General features: G+C 67.9%; 17 protein-coding genes. 8 read left to right on the forward strand and 9 right to left on the reverse strand.

All coding sequences use genetic code 11. The features are described 5' to 3' along the window. The first annotated feature begins 82 nt into the window (after window positions 1–82). Entirely contained in the window at window positions 83–1,003 is a 921-nt protein-coding gene (locus F3087_RS39215; protein ID WP_150407227.1) for an NADP-dependent oxidoreductase, read from the forward strand. A 127-nt stretch (window positions 1,004–1,130) separates the two neighbouring features. Here F3087_RS39215 and F3087_RS39220 read toward each other — a convergent pair whose 3' ends face one another. Beyond that, on the reverse strand, window positions 1,131–2,090 hold the full coding sequence (locus F3087_RS39220; RefSeq protein ID WP_191094363.1) for an alpha/beta fold hydrolase: 960 nt from the start codon (window positions 2,088–2,090) through the stop codon (window positions 1,131–1,133). A gap of 165 nt (window positions 2,091–2,255) precedes the next feature. On the opposite strand from F3087_RS39220, the gene F3087_RS39225 reads away from it, so the two are divergent. Next, complete coding sequence (locus tag F3087_RS39225; protein ID WP_150407228.1) at window positions 2,256–3,011, forward strand: MerR family transcriptional regulator; 756 nt, start codon at window positions 2,256–2,258, stop codon at window positions 3,009–3,011. Window positions 3,012–3,116: 105 nt separating this feature from the next. Here the strand turns inward: F3087_RS39225 and F3087_RS39230 are convergent, their stop codons facing one another. The 6 genes from F3087_RS39230 to F3087_RS39255 all read right to left on the reverse strand — a co-directional run bounded on the left by F3087_RS39230 (window position 3,117) and on the right by F3087_RS39255 (window position 6,432). Beyond that, window positions 3,117–3,593: a GNAT family N-acetyltransferase gene (locus F3087_RS39230; RefSeq protein WP_150407229.1), complete on the reverse strand. Its 477-nt coding sequence runs from the start codon at window positions 3,591–3,593 to the stop codon at window positions 3,117–3,119. A gap of 58 nt (window positions 3,594–3,651) precedes the next feature. Beyond that, window positions 3,652–4,515 (reverse strand): ATP-grasp domain-containing protein, encoded by an 864-nt coding sequence (locus F3087_RS39235; RefSeq protein ID WP_223885691.1) that lies wholly within the window; start codon window positions 4,513–4,515, stop codon window positions 3,652–3,654. 12 nt (window positions 4,516–4,527) lie between these two features. After that, entirely contained in the window at window positions 4,528–4,974 is a 447-nt protein-coding gene (locus tag F3087_RS39240; protein ID WP_150407230.1) for a MerR family transcriptional regulator, read from the reverse strand. Then, a complete protein-coding gene (locus tag F3087_RS39245) occupies window positions 4,971–5,285 on the reverse strand; it encodes a hypothetical protein (protein ID WP_150407231.1) in 315 nt (104 codons plus the stop codon). The genes F3087_RS39240 and F3087_RS39245 overlap by 4 nt, the downstream gene beginning before the upstream one ends. A 45-nt stretch (window positions 5,286–5,330) precedes the next feature. Then, entirely contained in the window at window positions 5,331–5,735 is a 405-nt protein-coding gene (locus F3087_RS39250) for an LLM class flavin-dependent oxidoreductase (RefSeq protein ID WP_150407293.1), read from the reverse strand. 94 nt (window positions 5,736–5,829) lie between these two features. Further along, the gene (locus F3087_RS39255; RefSeq protein WP_150407232.1) at window positions 5,830–6,432 is read right to left on the reverse strand and encodes a TetR/AcrR family transcriptional regulator; all 603 of its coding nucleotides are present in this window, start codon (window positions 6,430–6,432) and stop codon (window positions 5,830–5,832) included. Between the two features lie 130 nt (window positions 6,433–6,562). Here F3087_RS39255 and F3087_RS39260 point away from each other — a divergent pair, with 130 nt between their 5' ends. Beyond that, complete coding sequence (locus F3087_RS39260; RefSeq protein WP_150407233.1) at window positions 6,563–7,762, forward strand: FAD-dependent oxidoreductase; 1,200 nt, start codon at window positions 6,563–6,565, stop codon at window positions 7,760–7,762. Here F3087_RS39260 and F3087_RS39265 read toward each other — a convergent pair. Together F3087_RS39265 and F3087_RS39270 are read right to left on the reverse strand one after the other, a co-directional pair. Then, the gene (locus F3087_RS39265) at window positions 7,759–8,388 is read right to left on the reverse strand and encodes a histone deacetylase (protein WP_191094364.1); all 630 of its coding nucleotides are present in this window, start codon (window positions 8,386–8,388) and stop codon (window positions 7,759–7,761) included. The two genes, F3087_RS39260 and F3087_RS39265, sit on opposite strands and share 4 nt — an antisense overlap. Before the next feature lie 51 nt (window positions 8,389–8,439). Then, entirely contained in the window at window positions 8,440–9,102 is a 663-nt protein-coding gene (locus tag F3087_RS39270) for a class I SAM-dependent methyltransferase (RefSeq protein ID WP_150407234.1), read from the reverse strand. A 60-nt stretch (window positions 9,103–9,162) separates the two neighbouring features. On the opposite strand from F3087_RS39270, the gene F3087_RS39275 reads away from it, so the two are divergent. The 5 genes from F3087_RS39275 to F3087_RS39295 all read left to right on the forward strand — a co-directional run bounded on the left by F3087_RS39275 (window position 9,163) and on the right by F3087_RS39295 (window position 14,661). Then, window positions 9,163–9,951, forward strand: a complete 789-nt coding sequence (locus F3087_RS39275) for a glutamate racemase (protein WP_150407235.1) — start codon at window positions 9,163–9,165, stop codon at window positions 9,949–9,951. Between the two features lie 60 nt (window positions 9,952–10,011). Then, window positions 10,012–10,959, forward strand: coding sequence for a winged helix-turn-helix transcriptional regulator (locus tag F3087_RS39280; protein ID WP_150407236.1), 948 nt, complete (start codon window positions 10,012–10,014; stop codon window positions 10,957–10,959). 78 nt (window positions 10,960–11,037) lie between these two features. Further along, window positions 11,038–12,498 carry a carotenoid oxygenase family protein gene (locus F3087_RS39285; protein ID WP_150407237.1) on the forward strand — a complete coding sequence of 487 codons (1,461 nt, stop codon included), beginning with the start codon at window positions 11,038–11,040 and terminating at the stop codon, window positions 12,496–12,498. Beyond that, the gene (locus F3087_RS39290; RefSeq protein WP_150407238.1) at window positions 12,495–13,484 is read left to right on the forward strand and encodes an LLM class F420-dependent oxidoreductase; all 990 of its coding nucleotides are present in this window, start codon (window positions 12,495–12,497) and stop codon (window positions 13,482–13,484) included. Before F3087_RS39285 ends, F3087_RS39290 begins: the two co-directional genes overlap by 4 nt. Further along, window positions 13,477–14,661, forward strand: coding sequence for a thiolase family protein (locus F3087_RS39295; RefSeq protein ID WP_150407239.1), 1,185 nt, complete (start codon window positions 13,477–13,479; stop codon window positions 14,659–14,661). The genes F3087_RS39290 and F3087_RS39295 overlap by 8 nt, the downstream gene beginning before the upstream one ends. Window positions 14,662–14,668: the final 7 nt, after the last annotated feature.

A 14,668-nucleotide genomic window follows, 5' to 3' on the forward strand; every position in this document is an offset into this window, starting at 1 on the left:
TGCCTCTGACGTCGGCGTGAGAGGTGACGATGGTTGTACAGCGCCCGGAACCACCGGGCCGGTCACCGGGAGGCGACGAAAGATGGGGCAGGCGTGGGGTTTCGGCAGATTTGGCGGGCCCGAGGTGCAGGAGTTCTTCGATCGTCCCGATCCCGTCCCCGGACGCGGTGAGGTGCTGATCCGGGTCGATGTCGCCGGTGTGAATCCCCTCGATCACATACTGCGGTCGGGTCTGGTCGCCGAGCTCGACAGCGGGCGTCCGTTTCCGCGCGTGCTGGGCATGGAGGCGGCGGGAACCGTTGTCGCCCTTGGTGAAGACGTCGACGGGCTCGAGGTGGGTGACGCGGTGTTCGGCTTCGCGCTCACCGGTGGTGGTACCTACGCCGAGACGACGGTGCTGTCCGCGCCGAACACCGCGCGCATCCCGGCCGGGTTGTCCGCGACCGTCGCGGCGACGCTGCCGGTGGCAGGGACGACCGCGGTGGATGCGCTCGATCAGCTCGGTCTACCAGCCGGGGGCACGATCCTGGTCAACGGGGTCGGTGGCGGGGTGGGTCTTGCGGTTGCCCGGCTGGCCGTCGGGCGGGGGCTTCGGGTGATCGGCACCGGTAGTGCCGGCAAGCGTGCGCAGGCCGAGGGGATCGGGGTGCGGTTCATCGACTACGCCGGAGATGTCGTCGCCGCAGCTCGTGACCTGGTTCCGGACGGTTTCGACGGGATCGTTGACCTGGTCGGCGGCGCCTCACTACGGACGGTTGCACCGCTGGCCCGGGATCCCCGCAACGTTGTAGCCGTGGGTGATTCGTCGGTGTCCGATCTCGGTGGGCGTTTCGTCGACCGTCGCCTAGACCGCGAGAACCTGGAGCGCTCCGCCCAACTCGCGCTCGATGGCGTCCTCGCACCGGTGATCACCGCGATCTATCCGCTGGCCGATGCACCGACTGCCCTCGCCACGGTCGAGAACGGTCATTCATCGGGCAAGGTTGTCATCAAGGTGGCATGAATCAATCCGCGATCTTCGCAGCCGGCGGCTCATCGCAAGCCTTCGCTCGGCACACGCGCTCCGCGGCTAGTTGCTGCCTGCTGTCAGAACTCGCCCGGAGCGCGAAATCCGCATGCGCAGCGTTCCTTCAGGAGGCGTGGATTCCGGTGAAGGACAACAGGATTCCGGCAGTGCGGGCGGGATCCTCGACCTGGGGTGAGTGACCGACACCCGGCAGGGTCTCCACCGTAGCGCCCGGAACGGTGCGGTACGCATCGGTGGACGTGGCGGGCCGCCACCGGCGGTCCTGCTCACCGAAGATCACCAGCAAGGGTTTGCCGAGGGCGGTCAACCGATCCGGAAGGGCGCGCTGGTTCAGATACTCGCGGCTGGCCGCCGAGGCCGAGACGAGCGAGTGGTAGGTCATGCCCCGCAGGTCGTCGACGAACTGCTGCGGGATCGGGAAGTCGTCGGAGGGGAAGGCGCTACTCAGCGCCTGGCGCAGCAGACCATCGGTGCGTAACTGCCAAAGCGCCTCTCCGACAATCGGAGTCGTGAGCAGCCTGCTGGCGGGTGTCTCGGAAATGTCGTCGCCGATACTGGGCCCGGTGTCGATGAGCGCCAACGCGCGCACCAGGTCGGGGCGTTGTTCGGCGAGCGAGGTGGCGACCGCGCCGCCGGTCGAATGACCGACCACGACGGCCTGGCGGATGCCGAGCTGTTCCAGTACTCCGGCGACCCGGTTGCTTTGCGCCGCAATCGAATAGCCGTCGCCGCCGGGCTTGGCCGAGCTGCCGTGCCCGAGCAGGTCGAGGCGGATGACCCGGTAGGAGTCGGTCAGCAGCGGCACCAGCCGGTCCCACCAGTGCGTCGATCCGGCGAGTCCGTGGATCAGCACCAGGACCGGGCCGTCGGCGGGACCGTCCTGGGTGACCTGGATGTTCTGGCCGTCGACGGTCAGCGTCGATTCCCCGGTGGCCGCGGCGCTCCGGTGCGCGGTCACCACCGAGCTGCCCAGCAACAGCGCGACGATCGCGCCGATCACGGCCGCAGCGGCAGAGCGACGCGTGCGGCGTTTCCGCGCATCTTCGGGTATTGGTGAAGTCATCTACTCACTGTCTCTGCTGATGGGCCCGGTGGCTTGTACAAATGTTCCCGCACCTCGAAGCATGTGCGGAGGTGGTGCCCTTTTAGGCTTGAACCTGACGTTAGGTCAGGTTCTACCGTCGGTGACGCCGACGTACAGAGCGTCGGTGGAAGTGGGACGAAACGGATGGACCAGCACGGAACCGAGCGGGTATGGAAGGTCGGTGAACTCGCGGCCGAGGCCGGGTTGACGGTGCGGACGCTGCACCACTACGACCACATCGGGTTGGTATGCCCGGCGGAGCGGAGCAGCACCGGCCACCGGCTCTACACCGCCGGCGATGTCGAGCGCCTCTATCAGGTGCTGGCCTTGCGCCAACTGGGCCTGGGACTGGACCAGATCACGGACCTGCTCGCGGGCACGGTGGCGATGCCGAAGGTGCTGTCCGCGCACCGCGATTTCCTGGCCGCACAACTGGCCGCGACCCAGGAACTCCACGCCTTGGTCGCCGCACTGGCCGCCACCGCCGAGAGCAGGCCCGACGCCTCCGCGGAGCGCTTCCTCGAATTGATCAGGAGAACCGTCATGGTCGACGACACCTTCAAGCAGTACTTCACCGAGGGACAGCTGACGCAACTCGCACAGCGCCGAGAAGAACTCGGGGAACAGCAGATTCACCAAGTCGAGGCCGCCTGGGGCGAACTCATCCCCAAGGTCGACGCCGCGATCGCCGCGGGAATGGACCCGACCACCCCCGAGGCCCGGCAATTGGCAGCCCAGTGGATGGAACTCCTGGAAGGGTTCCACGGCGGCGACCCCGGCCTGCGCGACAGTCTGTACCGCATGCAAGCCGCCGAGGCCACCCGGATCGAGAGCGAGTTCTGCGGACCATCACCCGCCCAGATCGCCTTCATCTCGACCGCGAATGCCGCACGCGGATAACGAATTCCGACAGCGGCGGCGTTCAACCGAACAGGTTGTCCGCCGCCGCTGGTGGCGCGATCATGGTTCAGTTCCACGCGGGCGAGTTTGCTTGCGGAACCCACTTCATGAGGGTGGATTCATGCGGCGACTGTCGGCGTCGGGCCGGTAGGTGTAGTGGATGAGTCCCTGTTGAAACTTGCCCACGTTGTCGTAGAGCGCGCGAGCAGGGGAGTCCTCCAGGGTGTTCCAGTAGAGACCCGGGAAGCCGTGCTCTTCGGCATCCCGCGCGACCCACTCGATCATTGCTGTCGCCACACCCCGTCGCCGAACTTTCGCATCGACGAACAGGTCCGCCAAATAGCATTTCCCGGAGTACCAGATGCTCACGTGGAACAGATAGTGCGCGACAGCGACCATCTCGCCGTCCAGCCAGCCGGCAATCCCGCGGATCTGCTCATCATCGAGCAGCCGCCGCCACGCACGTTCATAGTCGCCTTCGCGTCGTTCGACCGCGAAGTAAAGATCCTTACCCCGAGCCAGCACTTCCCAACTGGCACGGTCGTTTTCAGTCAGCAAGCGGATATCTACCACGCCTACCATCCTGCCTTACGGCTGAGCCAGCGGTGGAACGGATTCAAGCGAGCTGGTCATCGCCGTGTCAATCGCGAAAACTCTTGTGCAGGAATGTGATCACTGCATCGGGTGGGGTGCTGTTCGGGCGGTCGCTGACCTGACCGTCGCCGATTTCGATCAATCGCCAGATTCCGTCTTCGCGTAGTGCGAAGTCGGCTGTGAGGAAGGGGAGGTGCAGGTTCGCGATCGGTTGGGTGACCGGGATGGGATCGAAATCGGGGGTGGGTAGTTCTCGGGGTGTGTCGGGGTGTGGGCTGATCAATGTGCAGGTGCCGTCGACCCACCAGGTGCGGATTTCGGCCGAGCGGAACTGCTCGAAACGGCGCAGCACGAATCCGCCGGTCAGGTCCGCGCCGCGCAGTTCCCGGAATCGCTGTGCCACCCGCCAGGCGCCGTCTGCGTCGTCCAGCTCGGGGATGAACACCGCCTCGTTCCAGTAGTGCTTCATCGACTTGGTGTAGTCGCGCAGCACTGCGGGGCCAGGGCCGAGTTCGGCACGCGCACGGTCGAATTCGGCGCGATCGGCACCGGCGGTCCAGGCCGCCTGCGGCGTCAGATCGGTGACCGAGGAGTACCAGCCCGGCAGTTCGTGCGCCCGGCGGTACTGTTCGGGACTGGTCCGCAACGTGACGCCGCGCCGTTGCAGTGCGGCGGCGAAAGCGGCGTATTGCTCGCTACGCAACATCCAACCGCGGTACCACGCGGTATCGCTCGTTCGTACCGCGCGCACCGCGGCCTCGGCACCGTCGGGTGTGGTCAACGCGTCGTGATCGACCAGCGCGACCTCCATACCGGCCGCGCGGGCAGCGTCGGCCTCGGCGGCGAAATGCTCATCGGCACGACGAGGACGAAGCACGTCGGCGGGAACGAGTAGCAGCATGGTCCCCATTTGGCGACTGAATCAGTCTGTCTTCAAGTCGTTTTCGCGCTGGCCAATTGTCTGCGGCACGGTATCGCTGGTGAACGGGATTGGGCAGCAAGGGGTTTCGCTACATGCGAGGAGATCGTCGCAGCCGGCGGCGAGGGCGGCGCGGAGGGTGTCGCGAACGGTGGCCAGCTCGGTGAGTTTTGCGTCGACTTCGGCGAGTTTGGTGATCGCGCGGGTGTGCAGGCCGGTGTCGGTTCGAGTGGCTCGGAGGAGGTCGGCGATTTCTTCGAGGGTGAATCCGAGGCGTTGCGCGGCTTTGATGATCCGCAATGTCGCGACCGTTTGCTCGGGGTAGAGGCGGTGGCCGCCGAGGGAGCGGTTCGGTTCGGTGAGGAGGCCGCGGCGTTCGTAGTAGCGCAGCGTCTGAATGTTCACCCCGGCCGCGGCGGCGACCTCGCCGGTGCGTAACCCCGCGCTCATCGGGACCGCGTCCGCTTTTCAAGGGCGTCCAGGATCTCGATGCGCGTGGCGGGGACGTCGATGTGCATCACCGAGCCGCCGTCGGCGGGTTCGAAGGTGAAGGTGAAGAACGAGCAGCAGTTCGTTTCGCGCGCCGCCAGATCCCGCCCGAGTGGCACCGCATCGGTCTCGATCAGCAGATCGAGGCGGGTGCGGCCGGGTCGTTCGGCGCGCAGTACCGCGTCGGCGAAGAACTGGTCGAACTCGGCCACCCGCATCGGCCGCTCGGCGGTCGGCAGAGTGCACGAGTCCGGTACCCAATCGTGCGTCATGAATCCACGGTAAACCTGTACCCGAGTACCGGATGCAAGCCCGAATTACCTCAGCAGTTCGATCACCGGGGCGAACGCGTCCATGTCCGGTTCCATCAAGGTGAAATAGGTGATCCCGTAACGCTCCCGGCATTCACGCACGCGGTCGGCGATCTCCTGGTGTGTGCCGATCAAAACACCGGGCGCGGTGCGGATTCGGCCGCCGCTGAATCGGTCCAGCGCGGCGACGTCACGAGCCAGCAGCACCGGATTGAAGAACGGCGTATTCAACACGAAGGTGCCCAGCGTGATCCGCTCGGTCGCCTCCGCCGCCAGCGACAATGCGGGAAAAGGAGCGATCAGCCCGAGATGATCGGGCACCGACAGAACGTCGTACCCGAGCGCCTCCGCCCGGCGGACCTTCTCGACCCAATTGGCATGGAGCCAGGCTGATGCCGAAGCGAAACTCATCGACCATGATCTCGAAGGTAGCGAGAGCGGCGACCCGACGACATCGGCCGACAGGCCGAATAACTCCGCTGACCGGCGGGTCGCCGCCAACAGATCAGCGGCCGGATGTCGGGTGCGCGGTTCGCGTACCTGCCCATCCGTTGTCGAGGAGGGCGAAGATTCGATCGAGGGCGGGTTCGGGGTCGGCTCGTCCGTGGACGAGGGTGACGGCCTCGAGCGCGAAGTGGGCGAGCGCCTGGCAGGCGGGATCGTCGTCGGGTAGTCCGCTGTCGGCGGCGATCGCCGCGGTCAGAACGGTTTCGTGGCGCAGTGCCATCCGCCGGACGTGCTCACGCAGCACCGGCGTGGTCTCGATCAGGCGGAGGAAATCGGCGAAGCGCGGGTCGGCACGGGCCTGCTGGGACCGTTCGTCGCGCAGCAGCTGTCGCAGTGCCTCGGGGATGGACTGGCCGGCGGGGCGCTCGCGGACAGCGGCGACGAGCGCTGCCTCGCGGTCGGCGTCCTGGTCGAAGACCAGCGCCTCCTTGCCGCCGGGGAAGTGCTTGAACAGCGTGGTCGTCGACACGTCGGCGGCGTCGGCGATCTCCCGCACGCCGACCGCGTCGTAGCCGCGCTCCAGGAACAGCTCTATCGCCGCGTCCGCCAGTGCCTGGCGGGTGGCGGCTTTCTTGCGCTCGCGGCGCCCGGTCTCGGTCACCCTTCCATCTTAGCTTTAGTTCAACAGTTCACAAAGTTCAACGGTTGCACTTTTTATACGGTTGCACTTATTGTGGAAGCGTCCACCCGGTGACGAACACTCCGCCGGATCAAGCGTGAAAGGAACTCCCATGACCACACCCCGAATCGCCATCATCGGCGGCGGCCCCGCCGGTCTGATGTGCGCCCGAATCCTCCAGGGACACAACATCCACCCGACGGTGTACGACGCGGACGCGGCCGTCGACTCCCGCGACCCGGGCGGCACCCTCGACCTGCACGCCGACTCCGGCCAGATCGCGCTGGAGGACGCCGGCTTGATGGACGCCTTCCACTCGCTGGCCCGCGTCGAGGGCCAGGCCAAAAGCCGCCGGGACCAGCACGGCACCATCCTCGGCGAGTTCATCCCCGCCGAGGGCGACGAGGCGGCTCCCGAGATCGACCGCGGCCAGCTGCGAACCATGCTCTACGAGCACGTGAGCCCCGGCACGGTCCACTGGGAACACACGCTCGCGCAAGCGATTCCGCTCGGCAACGGAACGCACCGACTGGAGTTCACCAATGGCGTCAGCACCGAAGCCGACCTCGTGATCGGCGCCGACGGCGCATGGTCGAAAATTCGTCCGTTGCTCACCGACGCGAAGCCGCAGTACCTCGGCGTCTGCTTTCTCGACGCCCGATTCGACGATGTGGACACCCGGCACCCGGAAGTCGCCGCGATCGTCGGCGACGGCCACATGTTCTCCACCGACGGCGACGGCCGCGCGGTGATCGTCCAGCGCAACAGCAACGGAGTCGTCCGCGGCTACATAGCTTTTCGCGCCGAACTCGATTGGTACGTCACGGCCGGCGTGGACATCACCGACCGCGCGGCCGTCCGGTCCTACCTGCTGCGTGAGTTCGACGGATGGTCTCCGATCATGCGCCCGCTGATCACCGACAACGACAGCGACTACGTGCAGCGCAGCTTCTGGGCCCTACCCGCCCCACTGACCTGGGACCGGAGCCCCGGCGTCACCCTGATCGGCGACGCGGCCCACCTCATGGCCCCCTTCGGCGGTCACGGCGCGAACCTCGCGCTGCTCGACGGCGCCGAACTCGCGCATGCCGTCGCGAAGCAGAACACCCTCGACGACGCCCTCGCCCGCTACGAGGCGCAGATGTTCCAGCGATCCGGCGAACTCGCCGCAGGCTCGAACGCCGCGCTCACCAAGTTCTTCGCCACAACTCCCGCCGACGCTCCGCACCTTCCCCCGGACCACGCGCGGGAACACCAGAACTACCAGGCCAGGGCAGCGGAGTATCGACGCAGGCAAGCCGCCGATGCCTAGCCGGTGAGGAGCGCGGCGAGGCTTTCCGGGGTCCAGGTGAGGTCCGCGCCCGGCCGGGTGGCCAGATATCCGGCGGTGGATTCGATTGTCCAGCCGTGGGATTCGATGAGACCGGCTGCGAGATGACGTAAGTAGGTGGGGGAAGGGGAGTTTCCGGGCAGGTCGGTGTAGTGCCAGGGAGCGGTGCAGGTGAGGATGGGGTAGCCGTCGAATGTTCCTGCATAGGAAAGGGTTTCGTAGCGGCCAGGACCTTGGGGAGAGCGCCCGGTGGTGATCGCCTCGGTGAGATCCAGGTCGATACCGGGGACGCGATACATCTCCTGGGCGGCGATGTCGGAGAACTGAGCGGTGGTGAGCAGGTAGGCGCGCGCGGCGGTCTCCCCGGGACCGTCCGGATCGTAGAAGGCCCGCCCGCCGGTCCACACCAGCGATTCGGTGGCGAAATAGAGCAGCCCCGGCAGCATGAGGGGGATCGATCGGGCGGGCTCGGACGGGTCGCGGCAGCCCGGGACCGCCCGCGCCCCACCCTCGGGCGTCCCTCCGGTGAGGTAGCACCGGAGCCGGCTCAGATGCATGTTCGACCCGTACGCCGCGTACCAGACCAGGCCATCGCCGTTCTCGGTCACCCCACCATTCTGCCGATGCCCCCGCCCGGCGGACGGTACCGGCGCAACGGCTCAGTTCCGCTGGAACAACGCCCGCCACCGAACGAAGTCCGGCCGCCCGGCGGGGGAGGCCTGCTCGACTCGAACCGATCGAAGATCCGCGCCCGCGAACGCATCGATCTCGGTCCGGGTGAGCGGCCACGGCGGCCCGTCCACCTCCGCACCTTCCGCCCGAATCCCCGCGATGACCAGCAGATCCCCACCGGGCGCCACCATCCGCGAGACGTTCGCGGTCGCCACCTCCCGCAACGAAACTGGCAGGGCCTGCACGGTGATCGACTCGACCACCAGATCGAACGCGCCGGTCCACTCGTCGGGCGGATCGAGCAGATCGCCCACGACATAGTTCACCTTGGACGCCGGGAACCGTTCCTGCGCAGTACGTATCGCGGTTTCCGCGACGTCGAACGCGGTCGTCTCGAAGCCGAGCGCGGCCAGATGCTCGGCATCGCGCCCGAGCCCGCAGCCGACCACCATCGCCCGCATCCCGCCGGTCCGGTCATGCCGCTCGAGCCAGTCCACCAGCAACTCGTTCGGCTCGTCCGCGTCCCACGGCACCACCGCCGCGCCCTCCGCGGCCGCCACATACAGCTGCTCGAACCACCCGGTCGGATCACCTTGCCGCAGCGATTCGGTTGCCAGCCGGGTCGCATCCCTATCACGAGAATCGGTCACTCGCCGAGTCTGTCAGGCGCCCTCGGCGACCGCGAACCGACCACCGGGCATGATCAGCGGGTGACCTCGCTACGCCGCCCGATCGCGGTCTTCGACGCCGGCCTCGGCAGCTACTCGGCCGTGGAACTGCTGCATCGCCGCCTGCCCGACCGTGACCTCGTCTACCTCGCCGACCGGGCCAGCTTCCCGTACGGCGCGAAGAACCGGACCGAGTTGCTGACGGTGGTCGACCGCGCCGTCCGCTTCCTCGCCGAATTCGAACCGAGCGCGATCCTGCTCGCGTCCAACGCGCCGTCGGTGACCATCCTCGACGAATTGCGCAGCCCGGTCCCGATTTTCGGGGTCCGCCCGCCGGTGCGAGAAGCGCTCGCGGTGGCCGGTGAGGTGGCGGTGCTCGGCGTGCGGTCCTTGGTGGAGAGCGCCGAGCTGGCCGAATTCCTACGCGCGGAAGCGGATTCGGCGATCACCCGGGTGCATGCCGTAAACGCATCAGCCCTCGTGGAACTCGTGGAGAGCGGCGACTTCCTGTTCCGCCGCGAACACACCGCGACGATCATCGCCGATTTCCTGGACACCCTGCTCGCCGCGCATCCGGGCATCGCCGCGATAACCTTGTCCAGCACCCACTTGCCTTGGCTGCGTGACTATTTCGAACGTGCCCGCCCCGAGCTCCGCCTGTTCGACCCGATCGAAGGCGTGGTCGACCAGATCCGTCCACTGTCGACCCCGGGCTCCGGCACCGTTCTCGGCCTGGTCACCGAGAACGAGCAGTACCCGGCGAACGAGTTCCGCGAGATGCTCGCGCGTCTGGAGATCGACCTCGAGCTGGAGTCCGTCGTCATTTCCTGAACGCGCTACTGAATGAACTACAGTTAATGAAGTGCAACGAGTCCCGGGAGGTGCAAACGGATGACCGATGAGCCGATCGACCCCGGTCAACCCACCCCGCATCCCGTCGCGGCCACCTTCGACCTGCTCGGCGACCGCCTGACGCTGACCATCCTGCGACACGCGTTCGTCAACCACACCCACAGGTTCAACCAGTGGATCGAACGCACCGGCGCCCCGCCCGCGGTACTCACCGCCCGCCTCGCCGCCTTGGTCGACGCAGGCGTCTTCGTCCGCACTCCGCAGGCGGCATCCCCGGATCGCTTCGATTACCTGCTCACCGAGCTCGGCCTGGCGACCTGGCAAATCCTCGTCTCCGTCTGGAGCTGGCAGCGCGAATGGACCGCCGAGGGCGCGCTGCACCCCGACCTGGTGCACGACGCCTGCGGCCACCGCGGACCACCGGTCCTGATGTGCCGATCCTGCGGCCGCACCGTCACCCCGCGCGACACCGCGGTCGACCTCGGCGACGATGCGTTGTGGCGCTTCACCTCCAGCGGCCGGCGCCGCGCCCGCGCCCCCGTCTCCGCCCGCACCGACATGCAGTTCGACGAGGTCATGGAGGCGATCGGCGACCGCTGGAGCGCCACCGTCACCGGCCTCGCGCTGGCCGGCATGCGCCGCTTCGGCGACTTCCGCACGGCCATGAACATGTCGCCGACCACCTTGACCGAGCGCCTGTCCCGCCTGTGCGACGCCGAGATCCTGCGCCGATCCGGCGAGGGCGCCGGCCGCGAGTACCGTCTGACCCCACGCGGCCGCGCCCTGTTCGCGATCTTCGCATTTCTGCTCGCCTGGTCGGACCGCGCACACCCCGACGTGCCCGAACCCGGTCTGCGCATCCGCCATCGCGAATGCGGTGCGCCGCTCGCGCCGGCTCTGCGCTGCCGCGGCTGCGAAGCCGAACTCGACCGCGCCGACGTCCGATTCGAACCCGTCTCGCAGGCGGTCCTCGACCGCCTGGCCTGAGCCGCCCACCAGCGCCTCTTGACACTCTTCTTTGAGACGCGTATCACTTCAATAACTGTAGTGAAGGGCAGGCGACTCATGACGCTCAACGAAGAACTCATCGCACCGGCGGCGCAGGCGCTGACCAATCCGTATCTGGAGGGCATGTACGCGCCGACCGCGGACGAGATCACCGCGACCGACCTCACCGTCCTGCACGGCGAACTCCCCGTCGACCTGGACGGCGTCTACGTCCGCAACGGCCCCAACCCTCAGTTCGCGCCGATCGGCCGCTACCACTGGTTCGACGGTGACGGCATGCTGCACGCGGTGCATTTCGAGCACGGCAAGGCCACCTACCGCAACCGCTACATCCGCACCACCGAGTTCGAGGCCGAGCGCGCCGCCGGAACCGCGTTGTGGCGCGGCGTGATCGAGCCGTGGGACGACAACCCGCCCGGCGATCGCCGCGAACGCAACTCCGCCAACACCGACGTCGTCTTCCATCACGGCAACCTGCTCTCGCTCTGGTACCGCGCGGGCAAACCCTATGCGCTGGACCCGATCAGCCTGGAGACCCGCGGCGTCGACACCTTCGGCGGCACCCTGCCCGGCGAGATCTCCGCGCACGCCAAGGTCGACGAACGCACCGAGGAATTCATCTTCTTCGACTACGGCATCCACGCGCCCTACCTGCGCTACGGCATCGCCGATCCGTCCGGCACGGTCACCCACTACACCGGCCTCGAACTGCCCGGCCCGCGCCTGCCGCACGACATGGCGATCACCGAGAACTACTCGATCCTGATGGATCTGCCGCTCTACAACGACCCGCGAGCGGCCGCGGCCGGCCGATTCAAGCTGTTCTTCGACCGCAACCTGCCGAGCCGGTTCGCGGTCCTGCCCCGCCGCGGCGACGGTTCGCAGGTCCGCTGGTTCGAGGCCGCGCCCGGCTACATCTATCACACGGTCAACTCATGGGAGGAGGGCGACGAGATCGTCCTGATCGCCTGCCGCGTCTCCAAGCCGAGCCCCGTCTCCGACCGCACCAACCCGCTCGCCCAGCTGCTGGCCTACCTGCGCCCCGAGGCGACATTGCACCGGTACCGCTTCAACCTGCGCACCGGCGCCACCATCGAGGAGCCGATGGACGACATCAACACCGAATTCCCGGCCATCGATCAGGGCACCACCGGACAGCGTGGGCGCTGGTCCTATCAAATGCGGTTATCCGTAGACAGCACAATGCTTTTCGACGCGGTGATCAAGTACGACCTGCGCACCGGCGCGAAGCAGACCCAGCCGTTCGGCGACGGCTTCTTCGGCAGCGAACTCACCGTGGTGCCCCGGCCGGACGCCCGCGACGAGGACGACGCCTGGCTCACCATGTTCGCGTTCAACAGCCATACCCAGCTGTCGGAGGTGTGGATCTACGACGCCGCCGACCTCGCCGCCGGTCCCGTCTGCCGCCTCGGCCTGCCCACCCGCGTGCCCCTCGGCTTCCACGCCACCTGGGTCAGCGGGGAGCGGATGCGCGCGGCCGCCGATCCGGTCGAGTGAGCGCCGCCGACCACCGGCTGAGTGTGAGCCTGCCGTACTGGCAGGATCGCGATCCGTTGGACGCACTCGCCGTCGCCGAGGCCGCCGAGAAGCTCGGCTATCACCGGCTGTGGATCGGTGAGATGGCGACCTTCGACGCCTTCGCGCTGGCCACCGCGATCGGACAGGCCCCGGGACGAATCCCGTTGTGCCTCGGGCCTTTCGCCGTAGACGTCCGTACTCCCGCCACCATCGCCATTGGTGTCGCGAGTGTCGCGGCGCTGACCGGCAGATCCGTCGACGTCGCCATCGGCAGTTCGAGCACAGTCGTCGTCAGCGGCTGGCACGGTCGCGAAAGACGCCGCACCGCAACGCATCTAGAAGAGTCGGCACAAATCCTGCGCGGGCTGCTCGCGGGCGACAAGGTGGACTTCGACGGAGCGGCGGAACACACCAAGGGCTATCGTCTGCGGCTTGCGCCACCGAACTCGTCTATCACCGTGGCGGCCTTCGGCGCCCGCGCCTTGGCCGCCGCGGCCCGTACCGCCGACCGTGTGGTGCTGAATCTGGTAACCCCGGAACAGGTTTCACGATGCGCCGAGATAGTCCGTCAGGCGGCGAATGAGGCGGGTCTACCGACCCCCGCACTCTCGGTGTGGGTCACCGCCGCCGCGGACCCGACCGCCGGCATCCTCGGGACGGTCCGCCGCGGCGTAGTGGGCTACCTCCGAGCACCGGGCTATGACGCGATGTTCGAGGAGGCAGGCTTCGGCGACATCGTGCGCCTCGCCCACAGCGGCGCGCACCCACGCGACGTCCTTGCCGCCGTACCCGACGAATTACCCGCAGCCGTAGGCATGTTCGGCGACAGCACCACCCTGGCCCGCCGCCTCGACGCCTACCGTAACGCCGGCGCCGACGAAATCGTCGTAGTCCCAGCCACTTCGGTGGAGGACCCGGCCGGCCACCACACGCTCGAAACCCTCGCGAGGATCGACCATGCCTGACGCCTACCTCTACGACGCGATCCGGCTACCCCGCGCCCGCGTCCGCAGGACCGGCGGCACCTTCGCCGAGATCCCGCCCTACGAACTCTTCGGACACCTGCTCGTCGCGCTCGAAACCCGCTCGCTCAGCCCGGATTCCGTCGACGACATCCTGGTCGGCATCAGCACGACGGTGGGGGAGCAGGGCGGAAACCTCGCCCGCGCGGCGGCCCTGTGGGCGGGCTGGCCCGATCGAGTGCCCGGCGGCGTGGTGTCCCGGCTGTGCTGCTCCGGCCTCGACGCGATCGAGAGCGCGGCAGCCCGAGTCGCCGCGGGCTACGCTGACGTGATCGTGGCCGGCGGAGTCGAGTCCATGTCCCGGGTCCCGATGCTGTCGGATCAACCCGCCATCGCCACGGACACCGATCTCGGCGAACGCACCGGATTCGTCACGATCGGCGTATCCGCCGATCTCACCGCCGCCGCCCACGGCATCACCCGCGCCGAACTCGACGCCTACGCCGTGCGATCCCACCAGAGAGCCACCGCCGCACCGAGTTCCGATTCCGTGATCCCGGTCCGCAAGGGCGGCACCGTGCTCCTCGACCGGGACGAGGGCGCGCGAGCCGACGCGGACAACGACGCGTTCGCGGCCCTACCGGCCCTGTTCGGCGACGATCCCGCCTGGGCGCGGGTAGCCCGCCGCCTACCCGGTTCACCGCGCCCGGTGGACGGCCTGCACACCATCGCCACCGCGCCTCAACTCGCCGACGGCGCCAGCGCCTTGGTCGTCGGAAACCGCCGCGCGGAACAGCTTCTCGGCCGCCCACCCATCGCGGCCATCGCCGGCACCGCACAGACCGCGGTGCGTTCCCCGCTCCTGACCGCCCCGGCCACCGCAGCCAGGATGGCCCTCGACCGAGCGGGCGTCACCGTCGCCGATCTGCATCTGGTGGAGGCCAACGAATCCTTCGCTGTCACACCGATTCTGCTCACCCGGGAACTCGCCCTCGACGAGCGCCTGGTCAACCCGTCCGGCGGCGCCCTCGCCGTCGGACACCCCCTCGGGGCGACCGGCGGCAACCTGATCGTCCAAGCGCTCGACGCACTCACGCGCACGGGCGGCGAACACGCGCTGGTCACCATTCCCGCGGCCCTCGGACTGGGCTCCGCGGTCGTGCTGCGGCGTCTGAATTGAAGGAACA

Origin of the sequence: Nocardia colli, assembly GCF_008704205.1 — a bacterium.
Taxonomy (GTDB): domain Bacteria; phylum Actinomycetota; class Actinomycetes; order Mycobacteriales; family Mycobacteriaceae; genus Nocardia; species Nocardia colli.